A 17,680-nucleotide genomic window follows, 5' to 3' on the forward strand; every position below is an offset into this window, starting at 1 on the left:
CATCCTCGGCGGAGCCGCACCGGCCCGCCCACCAAGAATGTCGATCACGGCGTCGAGTATCGTCAATGTTGACTACGTCAATGTGCGGCGGAGGTGCGGGCGAAGTGGCTTGTCGGCGCAGGGCTCAGGGCGGTGGAAGTGAGCAGGATTACCCCGCCGACTACCTGACCACAGCCCAGGCCGCGCAGCGGTTGGGGGTCAAGCCCGAAACGATCTACGCCTACGTCAGCCGCGGATTGTTGACCAGCGTGCGCGACGAGTCCCGGCAACGCGGCAGCCGGTTCGCCACCGCCGAGGTGGAGGCGCTGGCCGAGCGCACCGGCGGGCGGCGCGACCCCAACGGTTCGATCGAGCGCATCCACACCCACCTGACCCTGTTGGCCGACGACCGCCTGTACTACCGCGGTCGAGACGTGCGCGAACTCGCCGAACACCGCCTCGAGTCGGTGGCGCACTGGCTGTGGCGGGCCGAACTCGCGGACGTTCCCTCGTTCGAGGTCTCCGCCGAACGGGTCGAGACGGTCCGCCGCACGGTCGCCCTCCTGCCGGACACCGCCCGGCTGATCGACCGCATCCGGATGATCGTGGCCGCGACCGGCACGACCGACCCGCTGCGCTACGACCTGTCCGAACCGGCGGTCGTCCGCGGCGGCGAGACCCTGCTCGCGGTGATCGCCGACACCCTGCCGCCGTGCGCGGGCGCGCGGCCGCCGACCGGCCGCACCCTGGCCGAGCGGCTGTGGCCGAAACTCACCGCCCGGCCGGCCACACCGGAACACGTGCGCCTGCTGAACGCCGCACTGGTGCTGATGGCCGACCACGACCTGGCGGTCTCGACGCTGACCGCGCGGGTGGCGGCGAGCGCGCGGGCGGACGTGTACGCCGTGGTGTCCGCCGGCCTCGGTGTGGTCGACGGCCGCCACCACGGCGCCGCGATCGGCCTGACCCACCGCTTCCTGCGCGACGCGCTCGACCCCGCGGGCAGCCCCACGATCGCGATCGCCGACCGCCTCCGCGCCGGCGAGCACCTGCCCGGCCTGGGCCACGTGCTCTATGTGGACCGCGATCCGCGCGCCGACCTGGTGCTCGACCTGCTGCGCGAGCATGCCCGGGACGACGACCGGGTCGCCCGGGTGGTCCGGGCCGTGGACGCCCTGACCCGGGAAACCGCGACCCGCGAGAACATGTTCGCCAACGTCGACCTGGCGCTCGCGGCCCTGACGCACGCGATGGACATGCGACCGGACGCCGGCGAGGCGATCTTCGCGATGGCCCGCTCGATCGGCTGGCTCGCCCACGCCCTGGAGGAATACCGGCAACCCGGCCTGCGCTACCGCGCCGTCGGCGTCTACACCGGCCCGCGTCCCGCCACCGGCGGCACCGCCGGCGACGCCGGCAATCCGAAGGCACGTCGGGACTGAGCGCCGCCGTCCGGCCGCGGGGACGATCTTCCGTTCGGATCGCGGCCGGCGGCGTCAGTGCCCCTCGGTCCCCGTGCGCAGGCCCACCGAAAGGCGTGCGCGGCACCGACGACCCCCACTCGCGCACACCGGAGCGGGCGTCGGCTCAGGCCGTGTCCCCGCCGACGGCCGGCGCTGGGGACGGGGCGGCGGCCGGGGCTGCGGGCACCGGGGTGAGTCTCAGCGAGACGACGTACGAGACCACCACCGCGAGGATCACGAGCGGCATCACGGTAAGCCCCTGCGACCCCAGCAGCAGGGTGGCCAGCAGCACCGAGGTCATCGGGAGTTTCAGCATCGCCACGCACATGGCACCGATGCCCATCGCGAATCCGGACGTCAGGTCCAGCCCGGGGAGATGGGACAGCGCGATCCCGCCCACCGCGCCCACGAACATCGAGGGGAAGACGAGGCCGCCGCGGAAGCTGCTCAGTGACGCGCAGTACGCCACCGACTTGCAGACGATGAGCAGCACAAGCGCGCCCACCGAGTATCCGGCGCTGTCGGCGAGCAGGGGGTTCAGCCCGTGCTGCCCCGAATACAGCACCCCCGACGCGTCGTAGCCCGATCCTTCGGCGTACAGGAACGCGGCCACTCCGACGATCGCGCCCATCATCACTGTGGCCGGCACCCTCCACTGCTCGACTCGCGCCTGCGCGTACAGGGCGCCCCGACGGATGCCGGTGCCGAGGAAGGCCGCCGCGAGCCCGATGACGAGAGCCCAGCCGAACGACGCGACATCCGGCACGTCGGCGTGGGGCACGTCGTCAAGGGCCAGGGAGTACGTGCCCAGGCCGGTCCACGAGCCCAGCCCGATGAAGACGAGCGAACCGATGCCGGCGGCCAGCAGGCCCGGCACCAGCACCATCCCGAGCATCGGCCCGGCCAGGCCCGAAGCCTCCATCAGCAGGAACGCGCCCAGGAGCGGTGATCCCAGCAGCGCGCTGACCGCGGCGAAGCTCCCGGCAGCGCCCACGATGGCGCTCGCCTTCGGCTCGATGTCCCGCTTCACCAGGCGTGCGCCGAGCACGGCGAGGCCGGCGCCGAGGGTGATCAGCGGCGCCTCCGGCCCCAGGACGACGCCGATCCCGAGGGAGGCCAGCGCCGCGAGCGCGATACCGGGCAGTTCCGCCGCGGACGGCGCGCCCGTCGAGGAAACGCCCTCGGCCGGCTTGTGGCCCCCTTCCCCCGGTAACCGACGAATGATCAGTCCGACCAGCAGACCCGCCACGGCGAGCAGCGGCACCGGCCACCACGAGGGCGTGCCGTCGAAGCCCACGGCCTCGGGCAGGTCGGTATAGGTCAGCGACTCCAGTCGGGAGACGAGGGCGAGGAATCCGAACGCCGCCGCCGAGATCGGGACTCCGAGGATCGCCGCCATCACCAGAAGCCCCACGTATCCGCGGGCACGGACGGGCGCGAAGGGGTCGAGTGGCGCGGTTTCGGGCACTCCGGCGGGCGTGGCCGACACTCTCATCGTCTCCTCAGCATCGGAACCCGCACGAAGGCGTCGGCTCACAAGCCTTTGTCCGGTGATATCACGCAGCGGGAGCGGGCTCCGCGCACCCGGCCCACGGCACTCCGGGATGCCTCGCACCGTCATGCCCCCGGCCCAATCGCACCAGGAGCGGGGCGCCACCCGAGGTCAGGCGAACCGGCCGGGGGCGCCGCCCGGCCCGGGTGGGCCGGCGTAGCACTGGGCAATTTCCAGCCGGCGCACCGCCTCGTCGCCCTGCGCACGGACGGCGAGGTCGTCGGCGTGCCGGCGTCGGGTGACCGGGAGGCAGAAGTCGAGCAAGGGGCCGGTCACCCGCTCATCCGCGTCCTCGGGGCCGTACGTCCAGGCGCCGCCGACCTCGGGCCCGCCGCTCAGCTCGACCCGGAACTCCCGCTCGGGCGGGCGCAGATCGTGCACGAAGTAGGCGTAGTCCCGGGCCCGGACACCGATCCGGGCCACCTGGCGCAGCCGGGCGCTGGGCGCGAGCCGTACGCCGAGGGTGTCGGCGACGTCCTGACCGTGCGCCCATGTCTCCATGATCCGGGCGCCGGCCATCGACGCGGCGCTCATCGGCGGCCCGTACCAGGGCAACCGCCCGCCCGCCGGTACCGCCGCCGGCACCTCGGCCACGGCATCGCGACCGGCACGCCAGCCGGCCAGGATGCGATCCGGCGGCGCCGCCGCGCCGCGCTCGGCCGCTCGGTCCACGAAGCCGTCGGGGTCGGCCCCGGCCTCCGCGACGGCGGCGGCGAAGCCGGCCGGGTCGCTCGCCGCGAGCCGGACCTGATCGTCGGTCCAGGCCAGGTGCGCGATCCGGTGGGCGATGGTCCACCCCGGCACAGGCGTCGGCATGGCCCACGCGTGCGGCGCCAACCCGCCGACGAGCCGGTCCGGCGCGGCACTCTCCGCTCCGAGGTCGTCCAGAACGGCCGCGAGATCCACCATCGTCCCCGTCCTCCCATCACCGCCCCCACGCTGCACGGCCGGTTGCGCGTCCCCTACGGGCTCGGGGTCCGGCCGGTCTCTCCGAGCCGGGTGCGCGGCCCCTACGGGCCGGTCGCGCGTCCGCTGCGCGGCCGGGCCGGGGTCGGGCCGGGTGCTGCGGGGCGGTTGGTCGTGTGGTGTGGGGTGGCGGGCGCGTAGCGGACGTGCATCCCGAGCGCGTAGCGGACGGCTCGACCGTGACCGCGAAGCGGGCATGCACCCCGGCAGGGCCCGACCGGGTTGCTCGTCCCTCCGGGGCATGGCCCGGCTGTGCCGGAACGCCTCGGGGGCGACGCGGAGGAATGTGCTCAGGTCGTCCAGGATCCGCGGACCGCCGGCGTGCACGATGTAGAAGTCCAGGTCCGAGGCGTCCCAGGCGTGCCGGGCGACCAGTTCCTCGATGACCGGTGCCAGTGGCTCCATCGTGGCGGGCACCCGCTTGTCCAGGCGGAAGTGGAAGCCGGTGTCCTTGACCGCGTAGCAGATCCAGTCCTGGGTGTGCGGGATCAGGTGGGAGGCGTTGCGTTCGAGCCGGACGCCGGTGCCGCCCGCGCCGCACACCACGGCCGCCGCGACCGCGTCGCCGAACAAGCCGTCGCAGAGCAGCGAGCCGATGTCGGCATCGGCGGGCTGGTAGCACAGCGAGCAGAACTCGCAGGCCACGATCAGCGCGTTGAGGCCGGGATGGGCGGTACAGAAGTCGTGCGCCCGGTTGATCGCGGCGCCGCCCGCCGCACAGCCGAGCTGGGCGATCGGCAGCCGGCGGGTGTCCGAGCGCATGCCCAGTTCGTTGATCAGCCAGGCGGTCATCGACGGCATGCCGAATCCGGTACACGAGACGTAGATCAGCAGGTCCACGTCGCGTACGTCCAGTTCCGCGTTGGCCAGTGCCCGGCGGATCACCGGGGGCACCCACAGCCTGGCCTGCTCGTGGTAGAGGAGGTTGCGGGCCTCGAAGCCGGGATGGCGCAGGGTGCGCTCGATCGGCTGGACGAGATGTCGTTTGCGTACGCCGGTGTTCTCGATCAGCCACAGCGCGAGCGGCAGTCGGGGGTTGTCCGCGTGCAGTCGGCGAACGATCTCCAGCGACTCGTCCATGGTGATGACGTTCTCGGGGACGGCCACGGCGGGCCGGCACAGAATACTCACGAGTGGTCTTCCTTGCCTGGTGCGGAACCGCGGAGAACCGGATGCGGTTCTCCGCGGGTCATCGGTGGTTTCGGTGCCGCGTCCGGCCGCCACAGCGGGGTGGATGTCGCCGGGCACGGCACCGGCATCGGTGCGGTGCGCTCGGTTACCGGGCCGCCTGCATCGGGATCGACCGGGGCGGGCCCACCCGGTGTGGGGCCTCGATCGCACCGTCGGGCAGCAGCGCGCCGGTGTCCTCGAAGATCACCACGCCGTTGCACAGCAGGCTCCAGCCCTGCTCGGGATGGCTCTGTACGACGTGTGCCGCGAGATGGTCGGAGGCCGATGCGGCGGGACAGGGGGGAGAGTGCCGGCACATGGTCCCGGTCCTTCCGGGAGTGCCGTGGGTGGCGGCGGATCGCTGAGCTGCCACGGGGTGGGTCGGTTGTTCGGTCACATGCCAACCGTGCGCCTCCCGCGGTCCCGGGCGGATGAGGCCACGGCCCCGAATCGACGGCCGATGTCCCGGGTCGGTGGGCGGGCCGAGGTGGGCGGACGGGACGGCATCGCGTTCGGAGCGACCCACCGGCGGGTCGGGTGCTCGCTCGCACGTTCGGAATATGCTGCCGGACGTGAACGACGACGAACCGATCCTCAAGCGGAGCAGGCGGGGGCCGGGCCCCTACGTATTCAACGTCCGCAACCCCATCGGTCTGGCACTGACCGTGATCACCATGGTCTTCGTCGTGGTCATGCTGGTCCTGATGAACCAGCGCATGGGGCCGTTCGCGCGGCCGTCCACTCCGGAGCGGCCCCCGTCGGAGAGCTGGGAGTGGTCACCGACCCGGCAACCGACGCCGTGGACGCCACCGACACCGACCACGGCGCCGCCGACGCCGACGACACCGACCGAATCGGCGCACCCCTCGCACCCGTAGGGCGAGTCCTCGGTCGGGTGGGGCACGTCACCGGCCAAGTCCTCGTGGGGTGGGGCACGTCCCCGACCCCGGCCGCGTCCTCAGTCCCGCCGCGCCGCCGCCTTGTCCTCGCGCAACCGCCGGGCCCGAAGCACCAGTTCCAACTCGAAGCGGCGATCCGGTTCGTCCATCTCGTCGCCCAGCAACTCCCGGATCCGGCGCAGCCGATAGCGCACGGTCTGCGCGTGCACGCCCAGCAGTGCCGCGATCTCCGGTGCGCCGCCGCGGGTCTCCAACCAGGCGAGCAGGGTCTCGGCCAGCCGACGCGAGTGTGCGGGCGCGCAGTTGTCCAGCGGCGCCAGGCAGCGGCGGGCCAGGTCCTCGATCAGCTCCTCGGGCGGCAACAACACCAGCGCCTCGGTGTGTTCGGTGCAGCGGATCACCCGCCCGTCGGGCAGTTGCCCGCGCTCCATCAGGCGCAGTGCGGTGCAGGCCCAGTGCAGCGACTTGGCCGCGTCGGCCAGGGGTACGGCCGGTCCGATCGCGCCCGACCAACCCGCCATCGCCCGGCGCAGCAGGTCGGAACGCCCGGCCGCGTCCGGGTCGGGCAGGATCATCCGGGGCCGTTCGCACTCCATGTCCAGGAGCACGTCCCGACCCACCGCCGGCGCGACCGCGTCCGGCGCGGGTCGCAACAGCACGCCCACCGCGACCTGTTCGGGCAGTGGCCAGCCGATCCGGGCGGCGTGCTCGGCGAGCGCGCCCGCCGGCTCGGTGCCGTACTCGGTGAGCATCAGCTTGATCAACCGCTTCTGCGCCCACAGGCGTTCGCCCACCTGGCGGGCCGCGGCCTCGGCATAGCCGTGCACGGACTGGGCGACCAGTCCGTCGAGGTATTCGAAGCCCGCCTCGGCGAGTTCGTACATCGCGGGCGGCGGGATCTCCACCTGTTGACCGATCTCGGCCAGCCGCCGCCACGCGAGGCGCACCCCGAGCCGGTAGACCGCCTGCAACGAGTCCAGGCTGCGCCCCTGGAGCACCTCGGCGCGGCCGAACATCTCGAACAGTTCCAGGCGTTCGTGCTGCCGGTCGTCGGTGTCGAGCAGGTGCGAGACGAAGTCGGCCAGCGCGCGTCGGATGGCGACCAGGGCCATCGGTTCGCCGGAATCGTCCGGGATCAGCGGGAGTGCGGGGTACTCGACCCGGATGTCGCGCAGGATGCCCTGCGCCAGGTCGGGGATCTCGGCCAGGGCCAGATCGGCGAACCGGCGCAGTTGCGGCCGAGGTACGTCCCGCCATGCGGTGCGCACCGTCATGTCGCCTCTCCCTCGCGGCGGGTGGCCCGCGCCCGTGCCCGGCGCGTGCACGCGTGGTCGGACCCGTTTCCCGGCATGCGGGGTCGGCATCAGGGCTGTGGGTTCGGCGCGGTGGAATCGGTGCGGAACGACACGAGCGGGACGTTGGGTTGCTCGGGGGTCTTGTGCAACGCGGCGACGATGCCGAACGCGGCACCCACGGCGAGGGCGGCGGCGAGGATCACGGTCAGCGCGGCGGCGAGCAGTCTGTGCATGCTTCGACGAGCCTCTCGATCGGAGGGCACCCCGCCCATTCCCATGCACCGGCTCCGTGGTGAACACAGTGTGCGAGCCGTATTGACACTCCGTCAAGGGTGCGCCTACGGTTCCCGGCCTGAGACGGACGTGCACGTCCCCGAGGCCCTTTGCCGTCAGGAGTGCCGGATGCGCCGCACCCTTTCCGCCCGTTCCCCGATTCCGTCCCTGGCCGTGCTCGGAGCCGGAGTCTTCCTGCTCGTGCTGGCCGCGATGCTGGCCTGGTACGTCGAGCCGCAGGCCGAGCGCACCCCTCTCGACATCGACGACACCGTGGTGTTCGCCGGTACCGGGAGTTATTTCGACACCACCGCGCTGCGGCCGGTGCACGGCGAGACGCTCACCGTGACCCGCCGGGTGGTGGGCAATGTCGCGGAGGCCGAGCGCAGCGGCCGGGCGGTGTGGGACGTGTCGACCACGATCGACACCCCGGCCACCCTGGCCGAGCACGACCCGCGTCGGTCCTACCAGTGGACGGTGGCCCGCTGGGTGACCGACCGGCGTACCAATGCTCCCGTGCACTGCTGCGGGGAGACGCCGGCGTTCCGGGGCGAGGCGTTCCTGAAGTTCCCGTTCGATCTGGAGAAGCGGCGATACCGCTGGTGGGACGAGACATTGGGGGCGGCGATCCCGCTGGACTACCGCGGCACGGTGAAGGTGCGCGGACACCGCGGCTATCGCTTCACCGGCACCGTGTCGGACACCCGGGTCGGCGACCGCCAGGTCCCGGGTGCCCTGGTCGGCGTCGCGCAGCCGCAGGTGCTCGCCGAGGAGTGGTACGCCAATGCCGGTGTCGATCTGGTCGTCGACCCGCGCACGGGCCGGGTCCTCGACGCCCGGATCGCCCCGCGCAAGACCCTGCGGGCACCCGGCGCGGGTTCGGCTTCGGTGGTACTGCTGGACAGCTCCGAGATCCGCTTCACGCCCGAAACCCGGCGCCACCAGGTCGATGCGGCGCGGCGGGACGGCGCCAAGCTGGTGCTGGTCGGCGAGACCGCACCGCTCGCCGCGGGCAGTGCGGGGGCCGTACTCACCGCGCTCGGAGCGCTGTTGGTGGTCCGCGGACCACGGCGCGGTTCCCCCGATGCCGAACCGGTCGCCGAACCGGTCGCCGAGCGGGCCGCCGAACCGGTCGCCGATCGGGGCGCGCGGGTGCGCACCCGCCGGTTGCCGCGGCTGCGCCGGGGGGCTGCCGGGCGGGACGACTCCGGCCGACCGGCACCGAACTGAAGGTTCGTCGGTGTTCGCGGCGGCAAAGTTGTCACCTGCGTGAGTAGCCGCGGCACACGGGGGTGGCGAAAACTACGAACTCACCCCGCACATCCCGCACTTCCCATGCACCCGACCCGCGTTCGATCCAGGCCCGATACGAGTTGGAGCTCTCATGCCCCGGCACGTGCCTCCCGCGCTGCGTCCGACGCCCCGCCCGACCCCATCCGCACCCGCGCCCGGCCGATCCCCCCATCCTCGCCGGATCGTCTTCCTGGCCCGCCGCGACCTGGCCAACCCGGCCGCGGGCGGCTCCGAACTGCTGGTCGATCGACTGGCCGACGGACTCACCGCCCACGGCCACCAGGTGACCCTGCTGTGCGGTGGGCCCGCCGCCGACCGCGACTACCGCGTGGTCTCGGTCGGCGGCGACACCGACCACTACCTGCGCGCCCACCGTGCCCTCGATCGCCGCGTCGGCGGCTGCGACCTGCTCGTCGAGGTCTGCAACGGCGTGCCTTACCTGAGCCCGCTGTGGCACCGCGGCCCCACCCTGTGCCTGGTCAACCACGTCCATACCGACCTGTGGGGAATGCGGTTCCCGGGGCCGGCCGCCCGGCTGGGCAGGCGGCTGGAGCGCTGGGGGCTGGCCGGCGCTCATCGGGGCAACCTGATCGTCGCGGTGTCCGGTTCGACCGCCGCCGCACTGCGCGCGATCGGGGTCCCGCCCGACCGGATCCGCGTGGTGCACAACGGCGTCGAGGAACCCGGGCCGCGGGCCGCCAAGTCGCCGGAGCCGCTGTTCGTGGCGGTTGGCCGACTGGTCGAGTACAAGCGCATCGACCTGCTGCTGCGCCTGTGGGAGCGGGTCCGGCCGGTGACCGGTGGCCGACTGGTCATCGTCGGCGACGGCCCCGAGGGCGACCGGCTGCGCGCCCTCGCCGGGCCCGGCGTGCTGTTCACCGGCCGGGTCTCCGAGGCCGAGAAGCACCGATTGTTGTGCTCTGCCTGGCTGTTGCTGCATCCCTCGGTGGTCGAGGGCTGGGGGCTGGTGGTGACCGAGGCCGCGGCCCGACACACGCCGGCGATCGGGTTCGACATCCCCGGTCTGCGCGACTCGATCGACGACGGCGTCACCGGGGTCCTGGCCCGGGGCGAGAGTTCGTTCGCCGCCGCGTGGTGCACCCTGGCGCTCAGTCCCGGGCGATGCGCGGCGATGAGCGCCGCCGCCGGGCTGCGGGCCGGCCGGTTTCGCTGGACCGCCACGGTGCGCCGGTTCCGGGCCGTTGCCGCCGAGGCCGCGTCCGTTCCGGGCGCCGGTGGCGACACCGCGTGGTGATCGCGTGAAGGACCCGTCGCTGCGCAGGTCGATCGCGCTCCTTCGGGCCTTCCGGCAGGAGCGGCACGACCCGGACCGGTGCTACGGGCTGCTCGCTCGCGACGCCGCCGACCAGGTCGAGCGGCATGTCCGGGTGCGCGGTCGGGTGGTGGTGGACGTGGGCGGCGGCAGCGGGCACTTCACCCGGGAGTTCCGCCGGCGCGGAGCCCACGGATACCTCTTCGAACCGAATCCGCGGGAACTGGCCACGCCCGGCACGCCACCCCGGGGTGTCGTGCTGGCCGACGGCTACCTGCTGCCGCTCGCCGACGGCGTGGCCGACGTGTGCTTCTCGTCCAATGTGCTGGAGCACGTCGCGGATCCGCAGACCTTCCTGAGCGAACTGGTCCGGGTCACCCGCCCGGGCGGGTTGATCTACGTCGCCTTCACCAACTGGTACTCCCCGTGGGGCGGTCACGAGTGGGCGCCCTGGCACTACCTGGGCGCCGAGCGCGCCCGGGCCCGGTACACGCGGCGCACCGGCCGTGCCGCCAAGCACACCCTGGGCGAGAACCTGTTCGCCGTGCACATCGGGCCCACGCTGCGGCACGTCCGGGCCCGCCCGGACGTGGTGGTGGTCTCGGCCCGGTCCCGCTACTGGCCCGTTCTGCCCGGGGCGGTCACCCGCGTTCCCGGGCTGCGCGAGGTCCTCACCTGGAATCTGCTCCTCATTCTTCGGCGGTGCCCGTGACGGCGGCGCCATCGCCCGACGCACCCGTCGGTCCCGCCCGCCGGCATCCCGGCGCCCGGGCATCGCGCGCGCTCCGCAGGAGGCACTCGTGACCGATACGACCCTGTCCCTCCCCCCGGCCCGGCCCGGTCGGCCGCCCACCGAGGTGCCGCCGGCCGAACCACCGGCCGACCGACCGCGCCGGCGGACCTGGCTGCCGGCGTTCTGGGCGGTCGTCTTCGTCGCGTTCCTGGCCAAGGCACCGGGCCGGATGACGTTCGAGACCAAGCTCGGCGTGGTCACCGACCCGTGGAAATTCATCGGCGACCTGGGCAGTCTGTGGCACGATCGGGGCGGCTTCGGCGGCCTCGCCGACCAGTACGTGGGCTACGCCTTCCCGATCCTGCCCTACTACGCGCTGGCCGATCTGATCCACCTGCCGATCTGGCTCGCCGAACGCCTGTGGCTCTCGCTGATCGTCAGCACCGCCTTCTGGGGCGCATTGCGGCTGGCCGAGCGGTTGCGGGTGGGCACCGCGCGCAGTCGGCTGCTCGGTGCGGTGGCCTACGCGCTGTGGCCGACCTTCACCATCGTGATCGGGTCCACCTCGGCCGCGGTGCTGCCCGGCGCGCTGCTGCCGTGGGTACTTCTGCCGCTGGCCTCGCCGCGGCTGAACCCGCGTACGGCGGCTGCCCGTTCGGCGCTGCTCATCCCGTTCATGGGCGGCGTCAACGCCGCCTCGACCCTGGCCGCGCTGCTGCCGGTCGGGCTGTACCTGCTCACCCGCCCGGCCGGGCCGCGCAAGTGGGCGCTGATCGGCTGGTGGGTTCCCGGCCTGCTGCTCGCCACCGCGTGGTGGGTGGTCCCGCTGCTGCTGCTCGGCATCTACGGCGAGAACTTCCTGCCCTACATCGAGCAGGCCGAGACCACCACCCGCACGATGTCCGCGACCGAACTGCTGCGCGGTGCGGGCGACTGGGTCGCCTATCTGCACTTCGGCGAGCCGTGGCTGCCCGCCGGGTGGACCGTGGCGACCGCCGTGGTGACCATCCTCGGGTCGGCCTTCGCCGCCGCGCTCGGCCTGGCCGGGCTGGCCCGCCGGGACCTGCCCGAGCGCCGCTGGCTGACCCTGACCGTGCTGATCGTGGCGCTGATCGCCCTGGCCGGCTACGGCGGTTCGTTCGGCGCTCCGTTCCACGGCACCGCCCGGGACTGGCTCGACGGGTGGCTGCGTCCGTTCCGCAACATCTACAAGTTCGAGCCGGGCCTGGCCCTGGCCCTGGTGCTCGGCCTGACCCACCTGGTGGGCACGGTGGGCGAGCGCAACCCCGTCCTGCCCCGGCCGACCCGCCGGTTCGCGCCCGCGATCGCCGCGCTGCTGATCCTGCCCGGCCTGGCCTGGCCGTACCTCAACGGCACGGTGCTGCAACCGGGGGCCTTCACCAGGCTGCCCGACCACTGGCGACGGACCGCCGACTGGCTGGAGAAGCACTCCCCGGACAGCCGGGCCCTGGTGGTGCCCGCGACCGCCCACGGGCTGTACACGTGGGGCTCCCCGATCGACGAACCACTCGACCCGCTGGCCGATTCGCCGTGGGCGCAGCGGGACTTCGTCCCGTTCGGCACGCCCGGGGTGCGGCGGGCGACCGACGCGGTGGAGCAGGCGCTGCTCACCGGCGGCACGGTGCCCGGATTGCGGGACTTCCTCTCCCGCGCCGGGCTGTACACGGTGGTGGTGCGCAACGACCTGGATCCGGACCAGATCGGCTACGTCCCGCCGGCCACCGTCATCCGCACCCTGGAAGCCTCCGGCTACCACCGGGTCACCGGATTCGGGCCGTTGATCACCGGCGGCCGGATCCCCGAGGACACCCCCGTCCAGGTACAGGGTCTGTTCAGTCGCCGGCAGGCCGTCGAGATCTACGAGCCGGCCGCGGACACCCCGCGGCCCGGCCGGGTCGGCAGCCGCGCGGTGGCCGACACCGCGGTGCTCAGCGGCGGCCCGGAGGCGCTGCTGCAACTGTCCGCCGATCCCACCCTGCGCGATCGACCCACGGTGCTCACCGGCGACGCCCACCCGGGCATCGACCGGCCCGGCACCCGGCTCGTCGCGGACGGACTGCGCCGCGCGGACACCCGTTTCGGGCTGATCAACGCCAACACGTCCTACCCGTACACCGCGAAGGAGCGAAACCCCTCCGACAGCACGCAGAACGCGGGCGCGAAGCCGAAGCAGATCCTGCCCGTCCGCGGAGCCGACCACCAGAGCACCGCCGAGTTGCGCGGTGCGGCGTCGGTGAGCGCGTCCAGCAGCGGCAACTGGCTCTTCCACCTGCCGCAGTTCGACCCGGTGAACGCCTTCGACGGCGATCCGGCGACCGCGTGGGCCGAGGGAAGTCCCGGCGAGCCGGACGGTCAGTGGCTGAAGGTCGCCTTCACCGCGCCGACCGACATCCCCGCGGCGCTGTCGCTGACTCCGCTGGCCGGCGACGACATGCGTGCGGCGCCGATCCGGGTGCGGATCGAGACCGATCGCGGCGCCAGGGACAGCACGGTGCGGCCCGAGGGCACCGCCCAATCGGTGCAGGCGCCCCCGGGGGCGGCCACGTGGCTCAAGGTCACCATTCTCGACGCGCGGATCGCGCGCTCCGGGCTGTCCGGCGCGGGCTTCGCCGAGGTGGCCATCCCCGGCGTACAGGTCTCCCGGCTGCTGCGCCTGCCCACCGACGCGGACAGGAGCAGCGCCGAGACCTCGGTCTACTCGCTGCACCGCGACATCGCCCCCGGCGGGCTCTCCCCGGTGGCCGCCGAGGACGGGCTGCACCGCCGGTTCACCACCCCGCAGGCCGGCGACTTCGCCTTCGACATCCGCGCCGTGGCGACGCCGGGCCCGGAGCTGGACCGGCTGGTGCTGGGCGCCGCGCCCGAGCAGGCCAAGCGGATCACCGTCACCGCCGACTCGACCGGTCACACCGGCCGTTCACTCAGCCCGCGCAACCTCGTGGACGGCGACCTGACCACGGCATGGATCGCCGGGGACCGGCCCGTGGTCCACCTGAGCTGGCCGGACCGCACGATCATCGATCAGCTCGTCTTCGGCCCGGCGAGCGGGCTGTCCAGCCGACCGGAGGAGGTGCGGATCAGCTCTCCCGACGGCTCGGTGACCACCACCGTGGACGAGAACGGACTGGCCCGATTCGGTCCGATCGACACCGACCGCATCACCGTCACGATCACCCGGACCGCACCGCTGACCGTGCACAACCCGCTCGCCGGCAAGCGGCTGCAACTGCCGGTCGGGCTCAGCGAGATCCACATCCCGGCGTTGGCCGCTCTGCGCACCCAGCCGCCGGACCCGAAGCTCGGCTTCACGCTGCCGTGCGGGCAGGGACCGCCGCTGGCGGTGGACGGCGTGCTGCACGCCACCGGCGCCGCCGGGTCGGTGCGCGACCTGCTCGAACGCCGGCCCGTTTCGGTGAGGTTGTGCGCGGCGGAGGCATCCGGCGGCTCCCTGCCGCTGGGTTCGGGGCTGCACACGGTCGAGGCCGGCAACCAGGGGCCGCTGGAGATCACCGACGTGACCGCGACCCGGGGCCGACTCCCGGCCACGGCCCGGCAGTCCGCCCGCTCGGCCACCGCCGCCGACTGGAGCGGCGACCACCGCTCGGTACGGATGGGTGCGGGCGAGGCCACCTATCTGCAGATGTACGAGAACCACAACTCCGGTTGGAAGGCCACGCTGCACGGCAAGGAACTGCGTCCGGTACGCATCGACGGTTGGCAGCAGGGCTGGTTGGTGCCCGCCGGCGCGGCCGGCACGATCGAACTCGACTACGAACCGGGCGGCATCTACCGGGCCGGGCTGATCGGCGGCGCGGTCGCCCCGGCCGCCCTGATCGCCCTCGCCTTCCTGCGCCGCCGGAGGCCGGAGCCGGCCGGGCTCGACGAGGCACCGGCCGACCCGCCGCCGCCCGGCCGCATCCTGGGCGTGCTCGCACTCACCGTCGTGATCGCCGTGGTGGCGGGCCCGGTCGCGCTGCTGGTGCCCGCGCTCGCGGTGGTCGCCCATCTGCGTCACCGGCTGCTCGTCCCGATCGCACTCGTGGCGATGGCCGGCGCCGGGATCGCGGCGGCGGTCGGCGCGGACGAGCCGGTGGTCGACGACGCGGGCGCGTTCGGACCCGCCGCCCAACTGCTCGCGCTGATCGCGCTGATCGCGGCGCTGGTGACCACGGGCGGCGCCGACCCGGGCGGGCTGCCCGCCGGCGCATCCGGTTCCCGGCACGGCCGTTCACCACGCGCGGCACGGCCCACATCCCCGGAGACACTCGACGGACAACCCGCGCCCTCGGGACCACCGAGGCCGGGCGAGGCGAAGGCGTCCGCGGCCGGGCCCGTATCGACGGCCGAACCGGCGCCGCCCGACCGAACCCCGGCAAGCGAAGCACCGACGCCGGGGCACGCCCACCCGGAGCGGGCCGACCACACGGCGCCCCTGCCGAGCCACCCGGAGCGGGACGACCACGCCGCGCCGCCATCGGGCCCCCCGGCCCGGGACGACCACGCCCCGCCCCCGCCGGCCCGCCCGGACCGGGAGGCCGACACCGCGCCGTTGCCGACGCCGCCGTCCGACGGCAAGGAGGCCGACCGACCATGACCGCAGCCCGCCCGGCACGGCCCGGACTCCCGGTGGAACCGGCCCTCGCCCGAATCCCGTTCCCGCTCGTCGACGAGATGTCCCGGCAGGGTCAGCGGCCCGGCGAACCGATCGGGGTGCACATGGAGATCCGGCTGCCCGGACAGCCGGATCCGGCCCGACTGCGCGCCGCGTTCGGCACCGCGCTGCGCCGACACGGGCGCATCCTGGTCCGCGAGGCCCCCGGCCGGTGGTACCGGCGGCGCTACGAATGGGAACTCACCGCCGCCCCCGACGTCGAACCGGTCCGCTTCCCGTCGGCCGGACCGGACGCGTTGGCCCTGGCCCGGGCCGGGGCCCTGGACGAGGCCCCGCCGCTGTCCCTGTCCCCGCCGGTCCGGCTGGACGTGGTCCGCGCGTCCGCGACCTCCGGCGGGTGCGTACTGCTGTGCACGATCCACCACACCGCCCTCGACGGACCCGCCTTCCTGCGCGTCCTGGCCACCGCCGCCGAGGTGTACAGCGGAACCGGCGCCGAACCCGCTCCGGTCCGGGCCGCCCCGCCCGGCGCCGCCGGCTCGGGGCCGCCGCTGGATCCCGGCCCGCCACTGGCCCGCTCCGCCCGGGTCGCGCCGGCCCCCGCACCGCTCGCGCATCGGCGCCGGGGCAACGGCGTCGTCCTGGGCGAACTCCCGGTCCACCCACGCCCACCCGACGCCGACCACACCGTCAACGACCGCCTCCTCGTGGCCACATGCCTGACCATCGCCCGGTGGAACCGGCTGCACGGCGCACCGGCCCGGCCGATCCGGATCACCATGCCGGTCGACGACCGCCCCCGGGGCGTCGAGATGCCCATCGGCAACGGCACCCGACTGGTCGAAGTCGCCTTCGGCGCCCGCGAGTACGCGCACGAACCGAGCCCGGAGGCGATCGTCGGACTGCTTCGCCGCACGGCCTGCCGGACCAGGCGGCTCAGGGCCACGCCGGGTCCTGCACTCGGTCGCGGCGTGGCCCTGCTCGCCGCCCCAATCCTCCCGGTCGACCTGCGTGCCGCGATCACCCGCGGCCTCGGTCGCGCACTCGCACCCTGGACCTCGACGACACTGCTCAGCAATCTCGGACGGATCCCCTACCCGCTGGACTTCGGCGACGCGGGCCGGGCGGAGGCGGTCTGGTTCACCGCACCCACCCGCATGCCCCGGGGCCTGACGATCACCACGACCGGCATCGCAGGCCGCCTGTACGTGGGACTGCGCTGGTCCCGCGCACTGCTCGACGACGCGGCCGGACAGCGGCTGTACGGCTTCTTCGCGGAATACCTCGACACCGTCTCGGCCGCCGCCCTCGGCGCCGATCCGGTCGCCGGGCCGGTCGCCGAACCGGTCCCCGGGCCGGTCCCCCACGAAGGTGGTTCACGATGACCGCCACCCGCTCGGCCCGGCTGCGCGAGTTCTACGAGGACCCGGCGGTACCGGTCGCCTCCGGCTCCGAACGCAGCCGACGCCAGGCCGCGATGCTGGCCCGCGCGCTCGGCCCCGGCCCGGCCCTGGTGGTCGACGTCGGCTGCGGCGACGGCTCGGCGGCCTCGATCGCGGGCCCGATGCCGGCCGGCCGGACCCTGATCGGCATCGACTGGTCGCAGGAGGCGTTGCGCCGGGCGAGCACCCGCATGACGCACGTGGTCCGCGGCGAACTGACGGACGGCGGGCTGCCGTTGGCCGACGCCAGCGTGGACGCGGTGCTGTTCGGCGAAGTGCTCGAACACCTGGTGAATCCGGACGCTGCACTGGACGAACTGCGCCGGGTGCTCAAGCCGCGCGGCCACCTGATGCTCTCCACGCCGAACCTGGCCGCCTGGTACAACCGGGCGTTGCTGCTCGCGGGCGTGCAACCGGTCTTCTCCGAGGTCAGCCTGCGCGGCATCCACGGCCGACCCGGCTCGCAGGTGGTCGGCCACCTGCGGCTGTACACCGCCCGCGCGCTGCGCGACTTCCTCACCGCATCGGGCTTCGAGGTGGTCCGCACGGCCGGTGCGCCGTTCCACGGGGTGCCGCGGGTGCTCGGGCCGCTGGACCGGGCCGCGTGCCTGGCCCCCTCGCTCGCCTCGATCCTGCTCGTGCACGCCCGGCGGGTCTAGCCGTGACCGGATCCACGGCGCTCACCCCGTTGCGGCGCCCGGCGGGGTGG

The 17,680-nt window shown here is 73.8% G+C and carries 13 protein-coding genes and 1 pseudogene; 8 read left to right on the forward strand and 6 right to left on the reverse strand.

Annotated elements, in window-relative coordinates; genetic code table 11:
* The first annotated feature begins 104 nt into the window (after positions 1–104).
* On the forward strand, positions 105–1,421 hold the full coding sequence (locus ACZOOI_RS35385; protein ID WP_465283658.1) for a citrate/2-methylcitrate synthase: 1,317 nt from the start codon (positions 105–107) through the stop codon (positions 1,419–1,421).
* 145 nt (positions 1,422–1,566) lie between these two features.
* Here the strand turns inward: ACZOOI_RS35385 and ACZOOI_RS35390 are convergent, their stop codons facing one another.
* From ACZOOI_RS35390 to ACZOOI_RS35405, 4 genes and pseudogenes are all read right to left on the reverse strand, one after another.
* Positions 1,567–2,931: a chloride channel protein gene (locus ACZOOI_RS35390; protein ID WP_465284105.1), complete on the reverse strand. Its 1,365-nt coding sequence runs from the start codon at positions 2,929–2,931 to the stop codon at positions 1,567–1,569.
* Between the two features lie 174 nt (positions 2,932–3,105).
* A complete protein-coding gene (locus ACZOOI_RS35395; protein ID WP_465284106.1) occupies positions 3,106–4,203 on the reverse strand; it encodes a TIGR03084 family metal-binding protein in 1,098 nt (365 codons plus the stop codon).
* A pseudogene (locus ACZOOI_RS35400) lies at positions 4,204–5,091 on the reverse strand (type III polyketide synthase); the annotation flags it as partial. It abuts the gene before it with no gap.
* A 145-nt stretch (positions 5,092–5,236) separates the two neighbouring features.
* Positions 5,237–5,449 (reverse strand): DUF5999 family protein, encoded by a 213-nt coding sequence (locus tag ACZOOI_RS35405; protein ID WP_465283659.1) that lies wholly within the window; start codon positions 5,447–5,449, stop codon positions 5,237–5,239.
* A 253-nt stretch (positions 5,450–5,702) separates the two neighbouring features.
* On the opposite strand from ACZOOI_RS35405, the gene ACZOOI_RS35410 reads away from it, so the two are divergent.
* Positions 5,703–6,008, forward strand: coding sequence for a hypothetical protein (locus ACZOOI_RS35410; RefSeq protein ID WP_465283660.1), 306 nt, complete (start codon positions 5,703–5,705; stop codon positions 6,006–6,008).
* A gap of 80 nt (positions 6,009–6,088) precedes the next feature.
* On the opposite strand, the gene ACZOOI_RS35415 is transcribed toward ACZOOI_RS35410, so the two are convergent.
* On the reverse strand, positions 6,089–7,303 hold the full coding sequence (locus ACZOOI_RS35415; RefSeq protein ID WP_465283661.1) for a PucR-like N-terminal domain-containing protein: 1,215 nt from the start codon (positions 7,301–7,303) through the stop codon (positions 6,089–6,091).
* Between the two features lie 89 nt (positions 7,304–7,392).
* Positions 7,393–7,557: a hypothetical protein gene (locus tag ACZOOI_RS35420; protein ID WP_465283662.1), complete on the reverse strand. Its 165-nt coding sequence runs from the start codon at positions 7,555–7,557 to the stop codon at positions 7,393–7,395.
* 169 nt (positions 7,558–7,726) lie between these two features.
* Here ACZOOI_RS35420 and pgfA point away from each other — a divergent pair, with 169 nt between their 5' ends.
* The 6 genes from pgfA (at position 7,727) to ACZOOI_RS35450 (ending at position 17,630) form a co-directional block, all read left to right on the forward strand.
* Positions 7,727–8,827: a cell envelope lipid trafficking protein PgfA gene (gene pgfA, locus ACZOOI_RS35425; RefSeq protein ID WP_465283663.1), complete on the forward strand. Its 1,101-nt coding sequence runs from the start codon at positions 7,727–7,729 to the stop codon at positions 8,825–8,827.
* Positions 8,828–8,981: 154 nt separating this feature from the next.
* Complete coding sequence (locus ACZOOI_RS35430) at positions 8,982–10,145, forward strand: glycosyltransferase family 4 protein (protein ID WP_465283664.1); 1,164 nt, start codon at positions 8,982–8,984, stop codon at positions 10,143–10,145.
* Positions 10,146–10,149: 4 nt separating this feature from the next.
* Positions 10,150–10,875, forward strand: coding sequence for a class I SAM-dependent methyltransferase (locus ACZOOI_RS35435; protein ID WP_465283665.1), 726 nt, complete (start codon positions 10,150–10,152; stop codon positions 10,873–10,875).
* A gap of 88 nt (positions 10,876–10,963) precedes the next feature.
* On the forward strand, positions 10,964–15,511 hold the full coding sequence (locus ACZOOI_RS35440) for an alpha-(1->3)-arabinofuranosyltransferase domain-containing protein (protein WP_465283666.1): 4,548 nt from the start codon (positions 10,964–10,966) through the stop codon (positions 15,509–15,511).
* Positions 15,508–16,914, forward strand: a complete 1,407-nt coding sequence (locus ACZOOI_RS35445) for a condensation protein (protein WP_465283667.1) — start codon at positions 15,508–15,510, stop codon at positions 16,912–16,914. The genes ACZOOI_RS35440 and ACZOOI_RS35445 overlap by 4 nt, the downstream gene beginning before the upstream one ends.
* Entirely contained in the window at positions 16,911–17,630 is a 720-nt protein-coding gene (locus ACZOOI_RS35450) for a class I SAM-dependent methyltransferase (protein WP_465283668.1), read from the forward strand. Before ACZOOI_RS35445 ends, ACZOOI_RS35450 begins: the two co-directional genes overlap by 4 nt.
* Positions 17,631–17,680 lie beyond the last annotated feature (50 nt).

This window comes from Embleya sp. L77, from assembly GCF_055557415.1.